General features: G+C 72.1%; 18 protein-coding genes. 14 read left to right on the forward strand and 4 right to left on the reverse strand.

Features of this window, described 5'->3' with window-relative positions; translation table 11 throughout:
• Positions 1 to 438 precede the first annotated feature (438 nt).
• The 4 genes from ACGFYQ_RS03910 to ACGFYQ_RS03925 all read right to left on the reverse strand — a co-directional run bounded on the left by ACGFYQ_RS03910 (position 439) and on the right by ACGFYQ_RS03925 (position 5,906).
• Entirely contained in the window at positions 439 to 2,850 is a 2,412-nt protein-coding gene (locus tag ACGFYQ_RS03910; RefSeq protein ID WP_393739573.1) for a transglutaminaseTgpA domain-containing protein, read from the reverse strand.
• A complete protein-coding gene (locus tag ACGFYQ_RS03915; RefSeq protein ID WP_393739575.1) occupies positions 2,847 to 4,208 on the reverse strand; it encodes a DUF58 domain-containing protein in 1,362 nt (453 codons plus the stop codon). Before ACGFYQ_RS03915 ends, ACGFYQ_RS03910 begins: the two co-directional genes overlap by 4 nt.
• On the reverse strand, positions 4,208 to 5,218 hold the full coding sequence (locus ACGFYQ_RS03920) for an AAA family ATPase (protein ID WP_393739577.1): 1,011 nt from the start codon (positions 5,216 to 5,218) through the stop codon (positions 4,208 to 4,210). Before ACGFYQ_RS03920 ends, ACGFYQ_RS03915 begins: the two co-directional genes overlap by 1 nt.
• 136 nt (positions 5,219 to 5,354) lie before the next feature.
• Positions 5,355 to 5,906: a beta-class carbonic anhydrase gene (locus tag ACGFYQ_RS03925; protein ID WP_393739579.1), complete on the reverse strand. Its 552-nt coding sequence runs from the start codon at positions 5,904 to 5,906 to the stop codon at positions 5,355 to 5,357.
• 341 nt (positions 5,907 to 6,247) lie between these two features.
• Between ACGFYQ_RS03925 and rsmH the strand changes: the two genes are divergently transcribed.
• The 14 genes from rsmH to ACGFYQ_RS03995 all read left to right on the forward strand — a co-directional run bounded on the left by rsmH (position 6,248) and on the right by ACGFYQ_RS03995 (position 22,764).
• Entirely contained in the window at positions 6,248 to 7,177 is a 930-nt protein-coding gene (gene rsmH / locus ACGFYQ_RS03930) for a 16S rRNA (cytosine(1402)-N(4))-methyltransferase RsmH (RefSeq protein WP_393739751.1), read from the forward strand.
• On the forward strand, positions 7,174 to 7,677 hold the full coding sequence (locus ACGFYQ_RS03935) for a hypothetical protein (RefSeq protein ID WP_393739581.1): 504 nt from the start codon (positions 7,174 to 7,176) through the stop codon (positions 7,675 to 7,677). The genes rsmH and ACGFYQ_RS03935 overlap by 4 nt, the downstream gene beginning before the upstream one ends.
• Positions 7,678 to 7,995: 318 nt before the next feature.
• Positions 7,996 to 10,023, forward strand: a complete 2,028-nt coding sequence (locus tag ACGFYQ_RS03940; RefSeq protein WP_393739583.1) for a peptidoglycan D,D-transpeptidase FtsI family protein — start codon at positions 7,996 to 7,998, stop codon at positions 10,021 to 10,023.
• A 45-nt stretch (positions 10,024 to 10,068) separates the two neighbouring features.
• A complete protein-coding gene (locus tag ACGFYQ_RS03945; RefSeq protein ID WP_393739585.1) occupies positions 10,069 to 11,763 on the forward strand; it encodes a UDP-N-acetylmuramoyl-L-alanyl-D-glutamate--2,6-diaminopimelate ligase in 1,695 nt (564 codons plus the stop codon).
• The gene (gene murF, locus ACGFYQ_RS03950; protein ID WP_393739587.1) at positions 11,760 to 13,184 is read left to right on the forward strand and encodes a UDP-N-acetylmuramoyl-tripeptide--D-alanyl-D-alanine ligase; all 1,425 of its coding nucleotides are present in this window, start codon (positions 11,760 to 11,762) and stop codon (positions 13,182 to 13,184) included. Before ACGFYQ_RS03945 ends, murF begins: the two co-directional genes overlap by 4 nt.
• Entirely contained in the window at positions 13,181 to 14,251 is a 1,071-nt protein-coding gene (gene mraY, locus ACGFYQ_RS03955; protein ID WP_362390310.1) for a phospho-N-acetylmuramoyl-pentapeptide-transferase, read from the forward strand. Before murF ends, mraY begins: the two co-directional genes overlap by 4 nt.
• A complete protein-coding gene (gene murD / locus ACGFYQ_RS03960; RefSeq protein ID WP_393739590.1) occupies positions 14,233 to 15,660 on the forward strand; it encodes a UDP-N-acetylmuramoyl-L-alanine--D-glutamate ligase in 1,428 nt (475 codons plus the stop codon). The genes mraY and murD overlap by 19 nt, the downstream gene beginning before the upstream one ends.
• Positions 15,661 to 15,728: 68 nt before the next feature.
• Positions 15,729 to 17,090 carry a putative lipid II flippase FtsW gene (gene ftsW / locus ACGFYQ_RS03965; RefSeq protein WP_393739592.1) on the forward strand — a complete coding sequence of 454 codons (1,362 nt, stop codon included), beginning with the start codon at positions 15,729 to 15,731 and terminating at the stop codon, positions 17,088 to 17,090.
• Positions 17,091 to 17,096: 6 nt separating this feature from the next.
• Positions 17,097 to 18,191 (forward strand): undecaprenyldiphospho-muramoylpentapeptide beta-N-acetylglucosaminyltransferase, encoded by a 1,095-nt coding sequence (gene murG / locus ACGFYQ_RS03970; protein WP_393739594.1) that lies wholly within the window; start codon positions 17,097 to 17,099, stop codon positions 18,189 to 18,191.
• 32 nt (positions 18,192 to 18,223) lie between these two features.
• Positions 18,224 to 19,060, forward strand: a complete 837-nt coding sequence (locus ACGFYQ_RS03975; RefSeq protein ID WP_393739596.1) for a cell division protein FtsQ/DivIB — start codon at positions 18,224 to 18,226, stop codon at positions 19,058 to 19,060.
• Positions 19,061 to 19,337: 277 nt separating this feature from the next.
• Positions 19,338 to 20,540, forward strand: coding sequence for a cell division protein FtsZ (gene ftsZ, locus ACGFYQ_RS03980; RefSeq protein WP_362390301.1), 1,203 nt, complete (start codon positions 19,338 to 19,340; stop codon positions 20,538 to 20,540).
• 17 nt (positions 20,541 to 20,557) lie between these two features.
• Entirely contained in the window at positions 20,558 to 21,268 is a 711-nt protein-coding gene (pgeF, locus tag ACGFYQ_RS03985; RefSeq protein WP_393739753.1) for a peptidoglycan editing factor PgeF, read from the forward strand.
• Between the two features lie 3 nt (positions 21,269 to 21,271).
• Positions 21,272 to 21,991, forward strand: coding sequence for a YggS family pyridoxal phosphate-dependent enzyme (locus ACGFYQ_RS03990; RefSeq protein WP_393739599.1), 720 nt, complete (start codon positions 21,272 to 21,274; stop codon positions 21,989 to 21,991).
• A gap of 149 nt (positions 21,992 to 22,140) precedes the next feature.
• The gene (locus ACGFYQ_RS03995; RefSeq protein WP_393739601.1) at positions 22,141 to 22,764 is read left to right on the forward strand and encodes a cell division protein SepF; all 624 of its coding nucleotides are present in this window, start codon (positions 22,141 to 22,143) and stop codon (positions 22,762 to 22,764) included.
• The last annotated feature ends 45 nt before the right edge of the window (positions 22,765 to 22,809 follow it).

Here is a 22,809-nt window from a genome sequence, read left to right on the forward strand (position 1 = left end):
ACTGGTGGGGCCCGCCGCGGCGACTGAGTATCCGTACCTAGGCACGGAAATGAGTACGTGCGCGGATGGGCCCCCACCTGCGTGGACGCCAGACTGGGGGGCAACGGACAGGAGACCCGGTCCGCACCGCCGGCACGGGGCTGCGGAGCGGACCGGGTACCTCCTCCGTGACGCGGTACGCGGCGCGGCGGGGCTCGGGGGGATCGAGCCTCGCCGCGTTCGCGCGTTTGCGCGTCCGCGGGTGTCGGGGCTCGGCCTCGCGCCTCCAGCGGGTGGAACCGGGCCGGTGCTCCCGCCCCGCCGCTGCTGGGGCTCCGCCCCAGACCCTCCCCCAGACTCCGTCCGGGGGGACCCCCACGCCTCAAACGCCGGCGGGGCTGAAATTGCCCTCCGGGCAATCCAGCCCCGCCGGCGTTTGAGGCGCGAAGTGTGCGTACCTCAGCCTCGGCCTCGTAGCGGCAGGCGCAGCCGTAGCGCATGCAGGCGGGTGGAGAGCGACGAGGTCAGGGTCGACCAGCGCCGGGTCAGGGCCCAGGAGAGGCGGGCCGCCGAGCGCGGCAGGAACAGGGCACGGAGACGGGCGCGCCGGCCGACTCCGGCCAGCAGGCCCGCACGGGCCAGCAGGACGTCGTCCGCCAGCCCCGGGTACGAGACCTCCGTGCCCGGCGGCGCGTACAGGGCCCGTTCCAGCGCACCCGCGACCCGGTGCACCGCACCCGCGGCCTCCGGCTCCAGACGGCCGAGCTCCACGATCCGAGCCGCCGCCCGCCGCGGCGACAGGGCCTCGTCCGGGGCGACGCCCACGTCCCAGGCCGCGTCACCCAGCTCCCGCCAGGCCGTCGGCACCTCACCGGTCCCCAGCCGGCGGGCCCGCAGCCGGCTCCGCCACAGCAGCGGAAGCAGCGGCAGGCCCAGCAGCGCCACCCCGCCGGCCGTCCAGCCGAGCACCGCCGTCACCGAAGGCCCGCCCCCACCGGACGCGTTCTGCTTCGGCGCGGCCGCCCCGCACTCGTCCAGCTTCTTCGCCTCCGGCGGGCAGTCGTCCGACTTCGACGGCGCGGCCGACGGCTGCACCGCGCTCTGCGAGGGCAGCGGCGCCGGGGCGGACGGCTGGGCCGTCGGCACCTGCGGCCGGGAGTAGTCCGGCACCGTGATGCCCGACCGGGGCGTCGGCTCGAACCGCGTCCACCCCACACCCTCGAAGTACAGCTCCGGCCAGGCGTGCGCGTCCCGCATCGAGACGTTGACGCTGCCGTCCGACTGCACCTCACCCGTGGTGAAGCCCACCGCCACCCGCGCCGGGATGCCCAGCGACCGGGACATGGCCGCCATCGAGAACGCGAAGTGGATGCAGAAGCCCTCCTTGTCGGCCAGGAAGCGGGCGACCGCCTGCGGGCCCGTGCCCGAGGCCGTCCTCGTGTTGTAGCGGAAGCCACCGCTCACGGCGAAGAAGTCCTGGAGCTTCACCGCCCGCGTGTAGTCGTCCTTCGCGCCCTGCGTCACCGAGCGGGCCGTGTCGGCGACCACCGGCGGAAGATTGTCCGGCAGCTTCGTGTACTCGGCCCTGACGGCCGGGTCCGGCGCCGGAGCCTTCTGCAGCTGCTGTGCCGTCGGCTTCAGAAGCAGGCTGCGCACCGTGTACATGGCGCCCTGGACGTTCTGGAACCTGTCCTTGCCCAGCTGGTCCCCGACCAGGGTCCGGCCGGCCGGCTCGAACCGCCACTTCCCGCCGATTTCCACCGAGGTCGCCGGGTACGGCATGGGCAGATAGCGCTGGGTGTAGGTGTCCGCCGCCGAGACGCTGGTGCGCACCTCGGTCGCGGACTGCAGGACCTGGCCGCCGAGCCCGGGCGGATCGGGCATCCGCTCCGGCACATCGGTCAGGGCCCGCCCGGAGGCCTCCCACTTGACCCCGTTGAACTCGTCCAGCGCCAGGATCCGCAGGTACTGATCGCCCTGCTGCGGGTTGTCCGTGCGGTACTTCAGCACCACCCGGTTGTCCGGCGCGTTCAGGCTGCTCTGCAGGGACACCAGCGGGTTCACCGCGGAGATCGTCCCGCCCGCCCCGCTGCCGGACCCCTCACCGTCGCCCGCCGCGCCCAGCAGCCCGCCGCCGAGCGAGGGCAGCGCCGCCGGCACGACCAGCGCCAGGCCCAGGGCCACCGCGCCGATCCGCCGGCCGGTCCGTACGGGGGCCGTCACCTGGCCGCCCGGACCCAGGCCGGAGGCGGACGGGGCGCCCTCGCGCGGGCCCCCGCCGAAGACCCGGCCCCACTGGGCGAGCCGGTCCCGGCCCTCGGCCAGCAGCATCATCAGGTACCCGCAGCCCGCCAGCAGGAAGGAGATCCAGGAGGCGTCCCCGCCGCCCGACAGGCCCGCGGCCACCGAGTACAGCGCGAGCAGCGGCAGCCCCGCCGCGGCGGCGGTCCGCGCGGTCACCGCCAGCAGATCCACCAGCAGCCCGATGAGCAGCACGCCGGTGACCAGCAGCAGCCGGATGCCGTCCGTCAGCGGGGCCGGGATCGCGAACGTGCTCACGTCCATCACGCCCTGGCGGAACAGCGCACCGAAGTCGGTGACCAGATACGCCATCGGCCCGGTCCCGGTGGACCCGCCCTTGCCGCCGAACAGGATCGCCAGCAGCAGCAGGGACACCAGCAGCTGCGCGGCCACGGTCAGCGACCGCGCCAGCGGCACCCGCCGGGCCCCGGCCCCCACGGCGCTCTGCACGCCCAGGAGCAGTGCCGCCTGGAGCAGCCAGCCCGCCGATTCGACCAGCGGGACCAGCGACCAGGAGGTGAGCAGCGTCGCCAGCGTCGCGAACAGCGTGATCCTCGCGCGCCCGCTCATGCCCGGCCTCCGGAGGTTTCCGTGGTGAAAGCGGTGGTACCGGCGTGCCGCCACAGCTCGGCGAAAGCCACCCCGGGCGGGGCGGCCAGGGCCGTCCAGCCCGCGTCGCGCAGCCTGCGCAGCCGGTCCTCCAGCGGGGGCACGGCCTGCCCCGGCGCGGGCTGCCCGCCCCAGGTCGCGCAGTCCAGTACGAAGGCCACCGCACCCGAGGCGCGCTGGCGCATCTTGGCCGCCAGCTCTGTCTGTACGTCGTCCAGGTCGCCGAAGAAGGCGATGAGGAGCCCGTCGCCGCCGGCCGCGCCGAAACCGCCGCCACCGCCGCCGCGCACCGCGTCGTAGGCCCGGGAGAGCCCGGCGCCGTCCGAGTGCCCGACCACCGCGAGGGTGTCCATCATCAGCCCGGCGGCCTCCGCGGACTCGTGCCTGCCGGAGGAGAAGCCACCGCCGCCCTCACCGGGCACCGAGTCGCCGGTGTCGGTGAGCAGCCGGACCGAGAAGCCCTGCTCCAGGAGGTGCACCAGGGTCGAGGCGGCCCCGGAGACGGCCCACTCGAAGGCGGAGTCGGGACCGGCGCCGTCGAAGGCGACCTGCCGGGTGTCCAGCAGGACGGTGGCCCGGCTGCGCTGGGGCTGCTCCTCGCGGCGGACCATCAGCTCGCCGTAGCGGGCCGTGGAGCGCCAGTGCACCCGGCGCAGGTCGTCGCCGCGCCGGTAGGTGCGCGGGATGACGTCGTCGTCGCCGGCCAGGGCCAGCGAACGGCGGCTGCCGTCGCCGTAGCCGGAGGACTCGCCGGTCAGCCGCACCGGCGGCAGCGGCTCGGTGCGCGGTATGACGGTGAGGGTGTCGTAGGTGCTGAAGGAGCGGGTCAGCTCGACCAGCCCGAAGGGGTCGGTCAGCCGCAGCTGGAGCGGGCCCAGCGGGTAGCGGCCGCGCAGGTCGGAGCGGACCCGGTAGGACACCTCGCGGCGCCCGCCGGGCTCGACCCGGTCCAGGACGAAGCGCGGGCGCGGGCCGAGGACGTACGGCACGCGGTCCTGGAGCATCAGGAGGCCGGTGGGCAGCCGGGAGACGTTGTCCATGCGCAGCTGTACCCGCGCCTCGGCGCCCGCGGGGACCCGCCCCGGGGTCAGCCGGCGGCTGCCGGAGACCCGGTGGCGGGTGCGGTGCAGGGCGTAGACGCAGATCAGCGGCAGTACGGCGAGCAGCAGGCCGACCCGCAGCAGTTCGCCCTGGCCCAGGACGTACGCGCACGCGGCGGCGGCGATCCCGGCGGCCAGGAAGGACCGGCCGCGGGTGGTCAGGCCGGACAGCGACGTGCGCAGCCCGCCGCCGGCGCCGCGCGGGGCACCGGCGCTCATCAGAAGCCCCGGATGCCCGCGCCGGGCGGCATCTCGCCGCGGGCGTGCGCGGCCGGGACCGGGGTGCGCTGGAGGATCTCGCCGACGACCTGCTCGGCGGTGCGCCGGTTCAGCTGGGCCTGGGCGGTGGGCAGCAGCCGGTGCGCGAGGACCGGCCCGGCCAGAGCCTGGACGTCGTCGGGCAGGACGTATTCCCGGCCGGCGAGCGCGGCGGAGGCCTTCACGGCGCGCAGCAGGTGCAGGGTGGCCCGGGGCGAGGCGCCCAGGCGCAGGTCCGGGTGGCTGCGGGTGGCGGAGACCAGGTCGACGACGTAGCGCCGGACCGGGTCGGCCACGTACACCTCGCGGACGGCCTCGATGAGCTTGACGATCTCGTGGGCGTGCGCGACGGCCGTCAGGTCGTCGAGCGGGGAGAGCCCGCCGTGCACGTCGAGCATCTGGAGCTCGGCCTCGGGGCTGGGGTAGCCGACGGAGACCCGGGCCATGAAGCGGTCGCGCTGGGCCTCGGGCAGCGGGTAGGTGCCCTCCATCTCCACCGGGTTCTGGGTGGCGACGACCATGAAGGGGCTCGGCAGCACGTACGTCGTGCCGTCGATGGTGACCTGGCGCTCCTCCATCGACTCCAGCAGCGCCGACTGCGTCTTCGGCGAGGCGCGGTTGATCTCGTCGCCGATGACGATCTGCGCGAAGATCGCGCCCGGCTTGAACTCGAACTCGCGGCGCTGCTGGTCGTAGATGCTGACGCCGGTGATGTCGGAGGGCAGCAGGTCCGGCGTGAACTGGATGCGCTGCACCGAACAGTCGATGGACTTCGCCAGCGTCTTGGCGAGCATGGTCTTGCCGACGCCGGGGACGTCCTCGATCAGCAGGTGCCCCTCGGCGAGGAGCACGGTCAGCGCGAGGCGTACGACCTCGGGCTTGCCCTCGATCACGCTCTCGACCGACTGGCGCACCCGCTCCGCCGTGCTGGTCAGATCCGCGAGGCTCGCTCGGTCGTCATACGTCGTCACCTGGTTCTCCTCGGCCCAATTCCAGGGCCGACGCCCTTGGCGCATGACCGGCCCACCCCGAAACACGGACACCGGACCCGGAGGTTCCCGGGGGGTGTCTCCCCGCATTGTTGACGGCGTTAAGGCCTTGTGTCACTCAAGAGCTGGGATCGATCTCCCGCAGGAGGCCGGTGTGCACATCGAAGACGAAGCCTCGCACATCGTCCCGGTGGGGCAGGAAGGGGTTGGTCCGGACCCGCTGCATGGACTGCCGGACGTCCTGGTCCACGTCCCGGAAGGCCTCCACGGCCCAGGCGGGGCGCTGGCCGACCTCGTCCTCCAGCTCGTGCCGGAAGTCCTCGGTCAGGGTTTCGAGACCACAGCCGGTGTGGTGGATGAGTATCACCGCGCGGGTGCCCAGCGCCCGCTGGCTGATGGTGAGCGAGCGGATGGTGTCGTCGGTGACCACACCGCCCGCGTTGCGGATGGTGTGACAGTCGCCGAGTTCCAGGCCCAGGGCGGCGTGCAGGTCGAGGCGGGCGTCCATACAGGCCACGACGGCCACGTGCAGGACGGGCCGGGCGTCCATGCCGGGATCGGTGAATTCCGCGGCGTACCGACGGTTCGCCGCGACCAGCCGGTCGGTGACGGAGCCGTCGCCGGCTGCCAGGTGGGTGGAGTCGGCGGGCAGGGATGCGGAAGTCGTCATGGATACGACGTTAGTGCTCACCGCTCGTGAAGGCAGCGAGTGAGGGTGGACAAAGAAGGCCAACGAGTCATGTTGTGAGCTAACCCACAGGGGTGGGGAGGAGGCGGCCGTCCGGGTGATTCACGGCTTTTGCCGGTTCGGCGGGAGAGACGTGCACGGCGCGCGAGGCGGTTCGTTGACCCCGGCGACCGTTGCACTAAAGTGGCGCGAACCGGCCGGAGCCCGGCCCTGACCGGCCGCCCGGCCCCTTGGTAACACTCCGCGTGCGCGGCGCGGCGTATGCCTGCCGCGCCGTTATCTGAGAGGGCGCTTTGACTAGCGAGTCCCGACATGTCCCGGTGATGCTCCAGCGGTGCCTGGACCTGTTGGCCCCGGCGCTGGAGAGGCCGGGGGCCGTCGTCGTCGACTGCACCCTCGGCCTCGGCGGCCACAGCGAGGCCCTGCTGACCCGGTTCCCCGAGGCGCACCTGATCGGCCTCGACCGCGACAAGGAAGCCCTGCGGCTCTCCGGCGAGCGCCTCGCCCCCTTCGGCGACCGGGCCACCCTCGTCCACGCGATCTACGCCGACCTCGCCGAGGTCCTCGACGGGCTGCGGATCCCGGCCGTCCAGGGCATCCTCTTCGACCTCGGCGTCTCCTCCATGCAGCTGGACGAGGCCGACCGCGGGTTCGCGTACGCGCAGGACGCGCCGCTGGACATGCGGATGGACCAGACGACGGGCATCAGTGCCGCCGAGGTGCTCAACACCTACGCGCCGGGCGAGCTCGTCCGCATCCTGCGCCAGTACGGCGAGGAGAAGCAGGCCAAGCGGATCGTGTCCGCGATCGTCCGGGAGCGGGAGAAGGAGCCCTTCACCAACAGCGCCCGGCTGGTCGAACTGATCCGCGACGCCCTGCCGCAGGCCGCCAAGCGGACCGGCGGCAACCCCGCCAAGCGGACCTTCCAGGCGCTGCGCATCGAGGTCAACGGCGAGCTGTCGGGGCTGGAGAAGGCCATTCCGGCGGCGGTGGACCGGATCGCGGTCGGCGGCCGGATCGCGGTGCTCTCGTACCACTCGCTGGAGGACCGCCTCGTGAAGCAGGTCTTCGCGGCGGGCGCGGCCTCCACGGCCCCGCCCGGGCTGCCGGTGGTCCCGGAGAAGTACCAGCCGAAGCTGAAGCTGCTGACACGCGGCGCGGAGCTGCCCACCGAGGAGGAGATCGCCGAGAACCGGCGGGCCGCCCCGGCGAGGTTCCGCGGGGTCGAACGCATCCGGGAGGCGCGACTGTGACCAAGGCCGGGAAGGTCGCCACGCTGACCCGCGGGCAGGCGGCCCGCCTCGGCCGGGCGCTCGGCGGCCGCCCCGCCCGCCCTGCCCGCCCCGCGCGTCCCGGTTCCGGTGGGCAGGCGGCGCGGATGCCGTTCGTCCTGCTGGTCGTGGCGCTGCTCGCCGGCGGCCTGATCAGCCTGCTGCTGCTGAACTCGGCGCTGAACGAGGGCTCCTTCCAGCTGAGCAAGCTGAAGAAGGAGACCACCGCGCTCACGGACGAGGAGCAGGCGCTGCAGCGCGACGTGGACGGGTACTCGGCCCCCGACGCGCTGCAGCGGCGGGCGCAGGAGCTGGGGCTGGTCCCGGGCGGCAGCCCCGTCTTCATCGGCCCGGACGGCAAGGTCACCGGCACCGCGGCGGTGGCGGAGCCGCCGCCCGCGCCGTCCCCGCCGCCGTCGTCGGCGCCGGTCCAGCCCGTTCCCGGCGGCAGCCCGCAGCCCAGCCAGACCCCCGGAAGGTGACGTCGTGAAGCGGACCCCTGCGGGGCTTTCCCCCACCCCGCCCCTTCCCGAGACCGGGGGCTGCGCCCCCAGGCCCCCCTCCCGGGGCTCCGCCCCGGACCCGGCGGGGGCTCCGCCCCCGGACCCCCGCGCCTCAAACGCCGGCGGGGCTGACATCGCCACTCCGAGGTGCCGCCGGGCGACGGGCTGGGTTGCCCGCAGGGCAACTCCAGCCCCGCCTGGGGGTCCCCCCGGACGGAGTCTGGGGGAGTTTGAGGCGCGGGGTCCGGGGCGGAGCCCCAGGAGGCCGGGCGCGGCCCTGCTTGAGGCGGTGGCGGCATGAGCCCGCAGGAGCCGCGGCGGCGGGTGCCCGGCCCGGGCAGGCCCCGCGGCGGAGCCACGGCACGCCCGTCGGCCTCGCGCCCGGCGACCCGGCGGCCCGCGGCGCCCAGACGGCCCCACACCATCCGGCTCGGCAGCCCCCGCCCCCGGCTGCGCCTCGTCAGCGTCGGCCTGACCCTCGTCATGCTCGCGTTCGTCGTGCGCCTGCTCCAGGTGCAGGCCGTCGACGCCTCCGCCTTCTCCGCCGAGGCCTCCAAGAACCGCTACACCAGCGTCAGGCTGGCCGCGGAACGCGGGGAGATCACCGACCGCAAGGGCGTGGCCCTGGCCACCAGCGTCGACGCGTACGACATCACCGCCGACCCGAAGATGTTCACCCCGCAGGACAGCAAGGCCCCGGACGCCCCCGAGCAGGCCGCGGCCCTCCTCGCGCCCATCCTCGGCAAGGACGCCAAGGAGCTCACCGAGCGGCTGAAGACCAGGACCCGGTACGTCGTCCTCGCCCGCCGCCAGACCCCCCAGGTCTGGAACCAGATCAAGGACCTCCAGCGGGTCTTCGCGGAGAAGGCGGCGGCCGACAAGAAGAACAACGGCCCCGGCGCCAACGTCCTCGCCGGCGTGTTCAACGAGGACAGCAGCAAGCGCGTGTACCCGGGCGGCGACCTGGCCGCCGGGATACTGGGCTACGTGAACGCCGAGGGCAAGGGCGCCGGCGGTCTGGAGTCCTCCCTCGACAAGAAGCTGTCCGGCAAGGACGGCGAGGTCACCTACGCCCAGTCCGGCGGCCGCCGGGTCCCCACCGCGGGGTCCAGCGAGAAGCCCGCCGTGCCCGGCGAGGACATCGAGCTGACCATCGACCGCGACATCCAGTGGGCGGCGCAGAGCGCCATCACCGAGCAGGTCCAGAAGTCCGAGGCCGACCGCGGCTACGTCATCGTCCAGGACACCCGCACCGGCGAGGTGCTGGCCATGGCCAACGCCCCCGGCTTCGACCCCAACGACCTGACCCGGGCCCGCTCCACCGCCATGGGCAACGCCGCGCTCCAGGACGTGTACGAGCCCGGCTCCACCGCCAAGGTGATGTCGATGGCCGCCGTACTGGAGGAGAAGAAGGCCACCCCCGACACCCACGTCGAGGTCCCCAACCGGCTGCACCGCGGCGACCGGCTGTTCAAGGACGACATCGACCACCCGACCTGGTACCTGACCCTCAACGGGGTCCTCGCCAAGTCCTCCAACATCGGCACCATCCTGGCCACCGGCCAGCTCGGGCCCACCCAGCCCGAGGCCAACAAGGTCCTGCACTCCTACCTGACCAAGTTCGGCATCGGACAGCCCACCGGCCTGAACTACCCGGGCGAGTCCCGCGGCATCCTCGCCAAGCCCGAGGCCTGGTCCACCTCGCAGCAGTACACGATTCCTTTCGGCCAGGGCCTGTCCCTCAACGCCATGCAGGCGGCCTCCGTGTACTCGACCATCGCCAACGGAGGCGTCCGCATCGAACCGACCCTGGTCCGCGGCAGCAAGGGCCCCGACGGCCGCTTCACCCCGGCCCCGGCGCCCGAACAACGCCGCGTGGTCAGCCAGGAGACCGCCAGGGCCCTCGCCGAGATGCTGGAATCCGTGGTCGACGACCAGGAGGGCACCGGCACCAAGGCCCGCATCCCCGGCTACCGGGTCGGCGGCAAGACCGGCACCTCCAACCGGGTGGATCCGGCCACCGGCGTCTACAAGGGCTACACCGCCTCCTTCGCCGGGTTCGCGCCCGCCGACGACCCGCGCATCACCGTCTACTGCGCCATCCAGAACCCCACGAAGGGCAGCTACTTCGGCGGCCAGATCTGCGGCCCGATCTACAAGAAGGTCATGGAGTTCGCCCTGAAGACCCTCCAGATCGCCCCCACCGGCACCGCCCCCGCCGGGCTCCCGGTGACCTACGAATCCGGTCCCCAGGCCGCCCAGCAGGCCGCGCCGCAGCCGAGCACGCAGCCGAGTACGCAGCCCAGTCCGCAGCCCGGTCAGTGACCCACCGCCCTTGCCGGCCCGCCAGAAACGCGTGAGGCACCACCAGTGACAACGATCACCCCGAATCCCGGGAACCAGTCGGCCACCGGCGCCGAGGCCGGGCCCTCACTTCGCGGGCGGCCCGCCGCGCCCGGTACGCTCACCGCCGTGCCTCACGCTGATCAGCCCAGAACCACCCAGAAAGACGCCCCGGCAGCGCCGCCGGGAGCGCCCCGGCCCGTGTCCGCCCGCCCGACCCCTCTCGGCGAGCTGGCCACCATGCTGGGCATCCCGTCGCCAGGCGCGGCGCAGATCACCGGCATCACGCACGACTCCCGTGCGGTCCGCCCCGGTGACCTGTACGCCGCCCTGCCGGGAGCCAGGACGCACGGCGCCGACTTCGCCGCCCAGGCGGCCGGCCTCGGCGCCGCCGCCGTGCTGACCGACCCCGCCGGGTCGGAGCGCGCCGCCGCGACCGGCCTGCCCGTCCTCACCGTCGCCGACCCGCGCGGCCGGATGGGCGAACTCGCCGCCACGATCTACGGCCGCCCCGGCGAGCACCTGCTCCAGATCGGCATCACCGGCACCTCCGGCAAGACCACCACGGCGTACCTCGTCGAAGGCGGACTGCGCGCGGCGGGCCGCAGCACCGGACTCGTCGGCACCGTCGAGATGCGCATCGGCGACGAGCGCATCAAGTCCGAGCGGACCACCCCCGAGGCGACCGACCTCCAGGCCCTCTTCGCGGTCATGCGCGAACGCGGGGTCGAGGCCGTCGCCATGGAGGTCTCCAGCCACGCCCTGGTGCTGGGCCGCGTCGACGGCTGCGTCTTCGACGTCGCCGTCTTCAACAACCTGAGCCCGGAGCACATGGAGTTCCACACGGGCATGGAGGACTACTTCCAGGCGAAGGCGGGGCTCTTCACCGAGCGCCGGGCCCGCCTGGGCGTGGTCAACCTCGACGACGAGTACGGCCGCCGCCTGGCCAAGGAGGCGCCGATCCCGGTCGTCTCCTTCTCCGCCGCGGGCGACCCGGCCGCCGACTGGCGCGCCGAGGACGTCGTCTTCGGACCGGCGAGCTCCACCCTGACCCTGGTCGGCCCGGAGGGACAGCGCGTACGGGCGACCGCGCCGCTGCCCGGCCCGTTCAACGTCGCCAACACCGTCGCCGCGATCGTCACCCTCGCCGCCGCCGGCCTCGACCCGCAGACCGCCGCCGACGGAGTCGCCGCGGTCCCCGGGGTCCCCGGCCGGCTGGAGCGGGTCGACGCGGGACAGCCGTACCTGGCCGTCGTCGACTACGCGCACAAGACGGACGCCGTCGAATCGGTCCTGCGCGCCCTGCGCGAGGTCACCGAGGGCAAGCTGCACATCGTGCTCGGCTGCGGCGGCGACCGCGACACCACCAAGCGCGCCCCGATGGGCGCCGCGGCCGCCCGCTTCGCCGACGTGGCCGTCCTGACCTCCGACAACCCGCGCTCCGAGGACCCCCTCGCGATCCTCGCCGCGATGTTCGAAGGCGCCGTGTCCGTGCCGCCCGCCGAGCGGGGCACCGTCCTCGTCGACGCCGACCGGGCCGCGGCCATCGCCGCCGCCGTCGCGCGCGCCCGGCCCGGCGACACCGTGCTGGTGGCGGGCAAGGGCCACGAGCAGGGCCAGGACACCGGGGGCGTCGTACGCCCCTTCGACGACCGCGAGGTGCTCCGCGCGGCCATCGAGACACAGCAGCGCAATGCCCGACAGGCCGAGGTGAACCAGTGATCGCCCTCTCCCTCGCCGAGATCGCCGAAATCACCGGCGGGCGGCCCCACGACATACCGGATCCGTCCGTGCGGATCAGCGGTCCCGTCGTGATCGACTCCCGCCAGGTGGAGGCCGGCAGCCTCTTCGCCGCCTTCGACGGCGAGCACGTCGACGGCCACGACTACGCCGGGCGCGCGATCGAGGCGGGTGCCGCGGCCGTCCTCGCGGCCCGGCCGGTCGGCGTACCCGCCATCGTCGTCCCCGACGTGGAGAAGGCGCTCGGCGCCCTCGCGCGGGCCGTCGTCGAGCGGCTCGGCACCGACGTGGTGGCCCTGACCGGCTCCGCCGGCAAGACCTCCACCAAAGACCTCATCGCGCAGGTGCTCCAGGCCCACGCGCCCACCGTGTGGACCCCCGGCTCACTCAACAACGAGATCGGCCTGCCGCTCACCGCGCTGAAGGCCACCGCCGAAACCCGGCACCTGGTACTGGAGATGGGGGCCCGGGGCATCGGCCACATCGCGTACCTCACCGGCCTGACCCCGCCGCGCATCGGGCTCGTCCTCAACGTCGGGACCGCCCACATCGGCGAGTTCGGCGGCCGCGAGCAGATCGCCCAGGCCAAGGGGGAACTGGTCGAGGCGCTGCCGGCGCAGAGCGAGGGCGGAGTCGCCGTCCTCAACGCCGACGACCCGCTGGTGCGTGCCATGTCGGCCCGTACGAAGGCCCGTACGGTCCTCTTCGGCGAGGCCGACGATGCCGACGTCCGGGCCACCGACGTACGGATGACCCCCGGGGGACAGCCCGCCTTCACACTCCACACACCGACCGGGTGCAGTGATGTGACCTTGCGCCTGTACGGTGAGCACCACGTGTCGAACGCGCTCGCCGCGGCCGCCGTGGCCCATGTACTGGGCATGTCCACCTCGGAGATCGCCACCGCGCTCTCCGGAGCGGGCACCTTGTCCCGGTGGCGGATGGAGGTCACCGAGCGGGCCGACGGCGTGACGATCGTCAACGACGCCTACAACGCGAATCCCGAGTCCATGCGGGCCGCTCTGCGCGCGCTAGCCGCGATGGGCGGCGCCGCCAGGGCGAACGGGGGGCGCACGTGGGCGGTGCTCGGCCCCATGGCCGAACTCGGTGACGCATCGCTGGCCGAGCACGACGCGGTGGGACGGCTTGCCGTCCGGCTCAACGTGAGCAAGCTCGTGGCAGTCGGGGGCCGGGAAGCGTCCTGGCTGCAACTGGGCGCATATAACGAGGGTTCGTGGGGTGAGGAGTCGGTGGTCGTGTCCGACGCGCAGGCGGCGGTGGACCTGTTGCGCAGTGAACTGCGCCCGGGGGACGTCGTGCTGGTGAAGGCTTCCAGGTCGATCGGCCTGGAGCGGGTCGCGCTGGCGCTCCTCGAGCGCGAGGGCGAGGTCGCCGACCGATGAGGCAGATCCTGTTCGCCGGTGTCATCGGCATGTTCCTGACCGTCGTCGGGACGCCGCTGCTGATCAAGCTGCTGGCCCGCAAGGGCTACGGCCAGTTCATCCGAGACGACGGCCCCCGCGGCCACGCCGGGAAGAAGGGCACGCCCACCATGGGCGGTATCTCCTTCATCCTGGCCACGCTCATCGCGTACGCCCTGACGAAGGTGATCACCTCCAGCGAGCCCACGTTCTCGGGTCTGCTCGTCCTCTTCCTGATGGCGGGCATGGGCCTGGTCGGCTACCTGGACGACTACATCAAGATCGTCAAGCGGCGCTCGCTGGGTCTGCGGGCCAAGGCCAAGATGGCCGGCCAGCTGATCGTCGGCATCGCCTTCGCGGTGCTCGCGCTCCAGTTCTCCGACTCGCGCGGGCTGACCCCGGCCTCCACCAGGCTGTCGTTCGTCACGGACTTCGGCTGGTCGATCGGCCCGGTGCTGTTCGTCGTCTGGGCGCTGTTCATGATCCTGGCGATGTCCAACGGCGTGAACCTGACCGACGGTCTGGACGGCCTGGCCACCGGCGCCGCGGTGATGGTCTTCGGCGCCTACACCTTCATCGGCGTGTGGCAGTACCAGGAGTCCTGCGTGAACGCGCAGGACCTGACCAACCCGGGCGCCTGCTTCGAGGTGCGCGACCCGCTGGACCTCGCGGTCGTCGCCTCCGCCCTGATGGGCGCCTGCTTCGGCTTCCTGTGGTGGAACACCTCGCCCGCCAAGATCTTCATGGGTGACACCGGTTCGCTGGCCCTGGGCGGCGCGCTCGCCGGTCTGGCGATCTGCTCCCGCACGGAGTTCCTGATCGCCCTGCTCGGCGGCCTCTTCGTCCTCATCACCATGTCGGTCGTCATCCAGGTCGGCTCCTTCAAGATGACCGGGAAGCGCGTCTTCCGGATGGCACCGCTGCAGCACCACTTCGAACTCAAGGGGTGGTCCGAAGTCCTTGTGGTGGTCCGCTTCTGGATCATCCAGGGCATGTGCGTGATCGTGGGTCTCGGTCTCTTCTACGCGGGATGGGCAGCCGACAAGTGACCTCCTGGCACGGCAAGAACATCACCGTCGCCGGCCTCGGCGTGAGCGGCATCAGCGCCGCCCGCGCCCTGGCCGGCCTCGGCGCATCCGTGACCGTCGTCGACGGCGGCGACAGCGAGGGCCACCGCGCCCGCGCCGCCGAACTCGGCGAGCTGGGGATCTCCGTACGCCTCGGCGACGCGGAAACCCTCCCCGAGGGCACCGACCTCGTCGTCACCTCGCCCGGCTGGAAGCCCGACAGCCCGCTCTTCGCGGCCGCCGCGAAGGCCGGTGTCGAGGTCGTCGGTGACGTGGAGATCGCCTGGCAGCTGCGCGGCCCCGATGCGGCCCCCTGGCTCGCGATCACCGGGACCAACGGCAAGACCACCACCACCCAGATGCTCGCGTCGATCCTGAAGGCGGCGGGCCTGCGGACCGCGGCCGTCGGCAACATCGGCACCCCCATCATCGACGTGGTGCTCGGCGAGGAGACGTACGACGTCCTGGCCGTCGAACTCTCCAGCTACCAGCTGCACTGGGCGCCCTCCCTGCGCGCCCACTCGGCGGCCGTGCTCAACCTGGCCCCGGACCACCTCGACTGGCACGGCTCCATGGAGGCGTACGCCGCCGACAAGGGCCGCATCTACGAGGGCAACACCGTGGCCTGCGTCTACAACGTCGCCGACCCGGCCACCGAGAAGCTGGTCGAGAACGCCGACGTCGAAGAGGGCTGCCGGGCGATCGGCTTCACCCTCGGCGCCCCCGGCCCCTCCATGCTCGGCGTCGTCGACGGCATCCTCGTCGACCGCGCCTTCGTGGAGAACCGGCAGAAGAACGCCCAGGAGCTCGCGCACGTCGAGGACGTCAACCCGCCCGCCCCGCACAACATCGCCAACGCGCTCGCCGCCGCGGCCCTGGCCCGCGCCTTCGGCGTCGAGCCGCGCGCGGTCCGCGACGGCCTGCGCGACTTCCGCCCGGACGCCCACCGGGTCGCGTACGTGGACGAGGTCGGCGAGGTCAGGTACATCGACGACTCCAAGGCCACGAACACGCACGCGGCCGAGGCCTCCCTGGCCGCCTTCGAACCGGTCGTCTGGATCGCCGGCGGTCTCGCCAAGGGCGCCACCTTCGACGAGCTCGTACAGAAGTCCGCGAAGCGGCTGCGCGGTGTGGTGCTGATCGGCGCCGACCGGGCGCTGATCGCCGACGCGCTGGCGCGACACGCCCCCGAGGTCCCGGTCGTCGACCTCGACCGGACCGACACTGGGGCGATGCTCGCAGCGGTCCGGGAGGCTGCCCGGCTCGCCGAGCCCGGCGACACGGTCCTGCTGGCACCTGCCTGCGCCTCCATGGACATGTTCGCGAACTACAACAAGCGTGGGGACGCGTTCGCCGAGGCGGTGCGCGAACTGGCCGCCGAGAGCGCCTAGGCAGGGCTCCTGGAACGGGTCTCTCCGGCCGGCTGCTCGCCTCGTACGAGTGGAGGGGAAGATCACAGATGCCGGCCAAGCAGATGCTGCCGGGACGGCGGCCGTCCGCCGTCAAGGCGCAGGGCCGCAAGCGCCCCGTGGTGAGTGTGCGGCGGCCCGCCGGGCGCGGGCCGCTGGCCGGGCTGCGGCGTACGCAGCAGCAGCTGCGCAGGGCCTGGGACCGCCCGCTCACGGCGTATTACCTGATCTTCGGCAGTTCGCTGCTCATCACCGTGCTCGGCCTGGTGATGGTCTACTCGGCTTCCATGATCAAGGCGCTCCAGCTCGGCCTGGGTGACGCGTACTTCTTCAAGAAGCAGTTCGTGGCGGCCCTGATCGGCACCGGACTGCTGCTGGTCGCCTCCCGGATGCCGGTCAAACTGCACCGGGCGCTGTCCTATCCGGTGCTCGCCGGCACCCTGTTCCTGATGGTCCTGGTCCAGGTCCCCGGGATAGGGGTCTCGATCAACGGCAACCAGAATTGGATCTCCCTTGGCGGTCCGTTCATGTTGCAGCCCAGTGAGTTCGGCAAACTGGCCCTGATCCTGTGGGGCGCCGACCTGTTGGCGCGCAAGGGCGACAAGGGGCTGCTCAGCCAGTGGAAGCACCTGCTGGTGCCGCTGGTCCCGGTGGCCTTCCTGCTGCTCGGGCTCATCATGCTGGGCGGGGACATGGGCACCGCGATGATCCTCGGCGCCGTCCTGTTCGGCCTGCTCTGGCTGGCGGGCGCCCCGACACGGCTGTTCGTCGCGGTGCTGGCCTTCACCGGTGTGATCGTCGCACTGCTCATCAAGACGAGCCCGCACCGGATGGCCCGGCTGGAGTGCCTCGGCGCGACGGATCCGGGCAAGAACGACCTCTGCTGGCAGGCCGTCCACGGAATCTACGCACTCGCTTCAGGCGGATGGTTCGGTTCCGGTTTGGGTGCCAGCGTGGAAAAATGGGGGCAACTGCCCGAAGCCCACACGGACTTCATCTTCGCCATCACCGGGGAGGAACTGGGTCTGGCGGGGACGCTGTCGGTGCTCGCCCTGTTCGCGGCTCTAGGCTATGCGGGTATCCGCGTGGCCGGACGCACGGAGGACTCCTTCGTACGGTTTGCCGCGGGAGGCGTGACCACCTGGATCACGGCCCAGGCCGTGATCAACATCGGTGCGGTGCTCGGCCTGCTGCCGATCGCCGGGGTCCCGCTCCCGCTGTTCTCCTACGGTGGGTCAGCCCTGCTGCCGACCATGTTCGCGGTCGGACTGCTCATCGCCTTCGCGCGGGAGGAGCCGGCGGCGCGCGCGGCCCTCGCGATGCGGCAGCCGAAGACCGGCTGGTGGCGGACCGGGGTGAGATGGAAATCGATGAGACGGCGCATCAAGAAGCGTCCGTCCGGAGAGCGGTGAATTTCGGTGCATGTCGTACTCGCCGGTGGGGGGACCGCCGGCCACATCGAGCCGGCGCTCGCCCTCGCGGACGCCCTGCGCAGGCAGGACCCTTCAGTGGGCATCACCGCCCTCGGCACCGAGCGCGGACTTGAGACCCGCCTCGTGCCGGAACGCGGTTACGAGCTGGGCCTGATCCCCGCCGTACCGCTGCCCCGCAAGCCGACCCCGGAGCTGATCACCGTCCCCGGGCGGCTGCGCGGCACCATCAAGGCGGCCGAGGAGATCCTCATCCGCACCAAGGCCGACTGCGTCGTAGGCTTCGGCGGCTACGTGGCCCTGCCCGGCTACCTCGCGGCCAAGCGGCTCGGGGTGCCGATCATCGTCCACGAGGCCAACGCCCGGCCGGGACTGGCCAACAAGATCGGCTCCCGGTACGCGCACGCCGTCGCGGTCTCCACCCCCGACAGCAAGCTGCGCGGCGCCCGCTACGTGGGCATCCCGCTGCGGCGCTCCATCTCCACCCTCGACCGGGCCGCGGTCCGCCCGGAGGCGCGCGCCGCCTTCGGCCTGGACCCCAACCTGCCGACGCTGCTGGTCTCCGGCGGCTCGCAGGGCGCCCGCCGCCTCAACGAGGTGATCCAGCAGGTCGCTCCGACCCTCCAGCGCTCCGGGATCCAGATCCTGCACGCCGTCGGGCCGAAGAACGAACTGCCGCGTGTCGACAACATGCCCGGGATGCCGCCATATGTGCCGGTACCGTACGTGGACCGGATGGATCTCGCGTACGCCGCCGCCGACATGATGCTGTGCCGCGCGGGCGCCATGACCGTCGCCGAACTGTCCGCCGTCGGGCTCCCCGCCGCCTACGTCCCGCTGCCGATCGGCAACGGCGAACAGCGGCTCAACGCCCAGCCGGTGGTCAAGGCCGGCGGCGGCCTGCTCGTGGACGACGCGGAACTGACGCCCGAGTGGGTGCTCAGCCAGGTCCTCCCGGTGCTGTCCGACCCGCACCGCCTGTACGAGATGTCCCGCGCCGCCGGTGAGTTCGGCCGCCGGGACGCCGACGAGCTGCTGGTCGGCATGGTGTACGAGGCGATCGCGGCCCACCGGGCCCGCTGAGGCGGGAACGCACAGACGCAGGAGGCACAGGAGTGGCCGGAGCGACGACCGCACAGCGTGGGAACGAGGGCTCCGGCCCGTCCGCCCGCAAGGGCAGCGGCTCTCCCAAGCCGCCCAAAGCCCCGAAGTCGTCGCGGGGATCCGGCCCTCAGGGCCCCGGCAGGCGCCTGCGCCGGGGTCCTGTGCTCGCCTCCCTGGCCGTCGCGGTACTCCTCGCCGCGGGCGGTACCTGGGCGCTCTACGGCTCTTCCTGGCTCCGCGTCGAGAAGGTCACCGCGACCGGCACCGAGGTGCTCACCCCCGAGCAGGTGCTGGCCGCGGCGGCCGTTCCGGTCGGCGCCCCCCTGGTGAGCGTCGACACCGACGAGATCGAGGACCGCGTCCGCGGCCGCCTGCCCCGCATCGATTCGGTCGATGTGGCGCGGGCCTGGCCGCACGGGATCGGGCTCAAAGTGACGGAACGCAAACCCGTCCTGCTCATCAAAAAGGACGCCAACTTCGTAGAAGTGGACGCTTCGGGTGTGCGATTCGACACGGTTCCGAAAGCACCCGCGGGTGTTCCGGTCCTCGAATTGAACGCGAAGCAGTCCCCGAGCGCCCGCCGCTTCGACGAGGAACGGCTGCTGCACGAGGCCGTACTCGTCGCCGGCTCCCTCCCGGAGCCGGTCGCCAAGGAGACCCTGCAGGTCAAGGTGGGTTCGTACGATTCGGTGGTGCTGGAGCTGACCCGGGGCCGGACCGTGGCGTGGGGGAGCGGCGAACAGAGCGACGCGAAGGGGCGGGCTCTGACCGCTCTGCTGAAAGCCGCGCCGAAGGCCGGTCACTTCGACGTGCGCGTCCCCACCGCCCCTGCGGTGTCCGGGAGTTGACGCCCGGTCCAACAGCGGAGCACCCTGGTTGGCCAGCGATACGGGTGATCACATAGGGTGAAAAGAAAAACGGGAGGTTCGGCGTGTTCGTTGAACACGCGCTACTTGTCGACTTAGTGTCCTGTTCGGAAGAGTCCAAGGAACAGACATACCCCTAACCCTAAACTTCAGGGTGAGGGTTCGGGTCGGCGCGTTCGGACCGTCCCTATTTCGGCATCAGTCGTCGCAACGCAGGCCGCGAGGCGACGACACGTAATCGAGGCGAGAGGCCTTCGACGTGGCAGCACCGCAGAACTACCTCGCAGTCATCAAGGTCATCGGTGTCGGCGGCGGTGGTGTCAATGCCATCAACCGAATGATCGAGGTCGGTCTCAAGGGCGTCGAGTTCATCGCCATCAACACGGACGCCCAGGCGCTGTTGATGAGCGACGCCGACGTCAAGCTCGACGTGGGCCGTGAACTCACCCGGGGCCTCGGCGCCGGCGCCAATCCGGCCGTCGGTCGCAAGGCGGCAGAGGACCACCGCGAGGAGATCGAGGAGGTCCTCAAGGGGGCCGACATGGTCTTCGTCACCGCCGGCGAGGGCGGCGGCACCGGTACCGGCGGCGCACCCGTCGTCGCCAACATCGCGCGCTCGCTCGGCGCCCTGACGATCGGTGTGGTCACCCGGCCGTTCACCTTCGAGGGCCGGCGCCGCGCGAACCAGGCGGAGGACGGCATCGCCGAGCTCCGCGAAGAGGTCGACACCCTCATCGTCATCCCCAACGACCGGCTGCTGTCCATCTCGGACCGCCAGGTCAGCGTGCTCGACGCGTTCAAGTCGGCCGACCAGGTCCTGCTCTCGGGCGTCCAGGGCATCACCGACCTCATCACCACCCCGGGTCTGATCAACCTCGACTTCGCCGACGTCAAGTCCGTGATGTCCGAGGCCGGCTCGGCCCTGATGGGCATCGGCTCGGCCCGCGGCGACGACCGCGCGGTGGCCGCGGCCGAGATGGCGATCTCCTCGCCGCTGCTGGAGGCGTCCATCGACGGCGCCCGTGGCGTGCTGCTCTCCATCTCCGGCGGCTCGGACCTCGGTCTCTTCGAGATCAACGAGGCCGCGCAGCTGGTGAGCGAGGCCGCGCACCCCGAGGCGAACATCATCTTCGGTGCCGTCATCGACGACGCGCTCGGCGACGAGGTACGGGTCACCGTCATCGCCGCCGGCTTCGACGGCGGACAGCCCCCGGCCCGCCGGGACAACGTCATCGGCGCCGCGTCCACGAAGCGCGAGGAGCCGGCCCCGGCGCCGGTCCGCGCGGCCGAGCCGGCCCGCCCGGCCTTCGGCGGACTCGGCACGGTCACCCCGCGAGAGGACCCGCCGGCTCCGGTCGAGGTCCCGGTCGAGGCCCAGGCCCCCGCGCCGCAGGTCCCGACGGCCCGGCCGTACCAGGACAGCCCGGCCGAGGAACTGGATGTCCCGGACTTCTTGAAGTGACACCGGAGCAGCACCACGTGGGCGGCGCCCACTTCGCCTTCACCGACCGGTGGGGCGGGGTGAGCGCCGTTCCGTACGAAGAGCTCAACCTCGGCGGCGCGGTCGGAGACGACCCGGCCGCCGTTCGCGCGAACCGGGCGCTCGCGGCGAAGTCCCTGGGACTCGACCCGGACCTGGTGGTCTGGATGAACCAGGTGCACGGCCGGGACGTGGCGGTGGTCGACGGTCCGTGGGACGCCCAGGTGGGGATCCCGTCGGTGGACGCGGTGGTGACCGCCCGCCGGGGCCTCGCCCTCGCCGTGCTCACCGCCGACTGCACGCCGGTCCTGCTGGCCGACCCCGTCGCCGGGGTCGCGGGCGCCGCCCACGCGGGCCGGCCCGGACTGGTCGCGGGGGTGGTCCCCGCCGCGGTCGAGGCGATGGTCGCCCTCGGGGCCGAGCCCGGGCGGATCGTCGCCCGTACCGGACCGGCGGTCTGCGGGCGCTGCTACGAGGTGCCCGCCGAGATGCGGGACGCGGTATCCGAAGTGGTGCCGGCCGCCCGGGCCGAGACGAGCTGGGGGACACCGGCCGTCGACGTGGTCGCCGGGGTGCACGCCCAGCTCGCGGAGGCGGGGGTGAGTGACACGCTCCGGTCGGCGGTCTGCACACTGGAGTCGCGGGACCACTTCTCGTACCGCCGCGACCGGGTGACCGGGCGGCTTGCCGGATATGTCTGGTTGGAATAGGAAATGACGGACCGTAAGTCGGAACTCGCGGAGAACCTGGCGCGGGTGGAGGAACGTATCTCGTCCGCCTGCGCGGCCGCGGGGCGCGAGCGGGACGAGGTGACGCTCATCGTGGTCACCAAGACCTATCCCGCGAGCGACGTACGACTGCTGGCGGAGCTGGGCGTCCGTCATGTTGCGGAGAATCGTGACCAGGATGCCGCGCCCAAGGCGGCGGCCTGCGCGGATCTGCCGCTCAGCTGGCACTTCGTCGGCCAGTTGCAGACGAACAAAGTCCGTTCCGTGGCGGGATACGCGCATGTGGTGCAGTCCGTCGACCGTCCGAAGCTCGTGACCGCCCTCTCGGCGGCCGCTTCGAACGCCGGCCGGGAACTCGGCTGCCTCGTGCAGATCGCCCTCGACGCGGAGTCGGGCGGGCGCGGGGCCCGGGGCGGCGCGGCGCCGGAGCAGCTCGCGGAGTTGGCGGACCTCGTCGCGGGGGCGCCCGGACTGCGGATCGACGGCCTCATGACCGTCGCCCCGCTGTCCGGTCCGTACGCGGGGCGCGAACAGGTCGCTTTCGAGCGGCTGATGGAATTGTCATCCCGCCTGCGCGCGGACCATCCGGCTGCCACGATGGTGTCGGCCGGGATGAGCGCGGATCTGGAACAGGCCGTTGCGGCCGGTGCGACACATGTACGCGTCGGCACTGCGGTACTCGGCGCGAGACCCCGGCTCGGGTAACGTCGCCAAGAAAGTCGGACCACAGCAGAAAATATGGTCATTACCGCTGATGGGCGGGCAGACCACGTGGATCGCGGGCAGTTGGTGACATTCGTGACACAGCGGCACCTGCGACAGGGCGATCCACCACAGAGCGGAGGACTCGGAGAATGGCCGGCGCGATGCGCAAGATGGCGGTCTACCTCGGCCTCGTGGAGGACGACCGGTACGACAACCCGGGGTACGACCCCGACGACGAGTTCGAGCCCGAGCCGGAACCGGAGCGGGCCCGGGAGCGGACCCGCGAGCGAGACCGTCAGCCCGTGCACCAAACGCCCGTAACGGACGAACCGGTACGAGTCGTACAGCCTCCGGCGCAGCGGGAACCCATCCCAATCCCGGTAGAAAACGGACGTCCCGCGCGAATTGCCCCCGTGGCATCCATCACACCTGACCGCACCAACCTGGAGAAGAACGCCCCCGTGATCATGCCCAAGGTCGTCTCCGAGCGGGAGCCGTACCGCATCACGACGCTGCACCCCCGGACCTACAACGAGGCCCGTACCATCGGGGAACACTTCCGTGAGGGCACTCCGGTGATCATGAATCTCACGGAGATGGACGACACGGACGCGAAGCGTCTCGTGGACTTCGCCGCCGGTCTCGTCTTCGGCCTGCACGGCAGTATTGAACGGGTGACACAGAAGGTGTTCCTGCTGTCGCCTGCTAACGTCGATGTCACGGCGGAGGACAAGGCCCGCATCGCGGAGGGCGGGTTCTTCAACCAAAGCTAGACCGATCCGTCAGATACGGGACCGGGAACAGAGCGAGAACGGGGA

The sequence above is a fragment of the Streptomyces sp. NPDC048258 genome, assembly GCF_043201995.1.
Classification (GTDB): domain Bacteria; phylum Actinomycetota; class Actinomycetes; order Streptomycetales; family Streptomycetaceae; genus Streptomyces.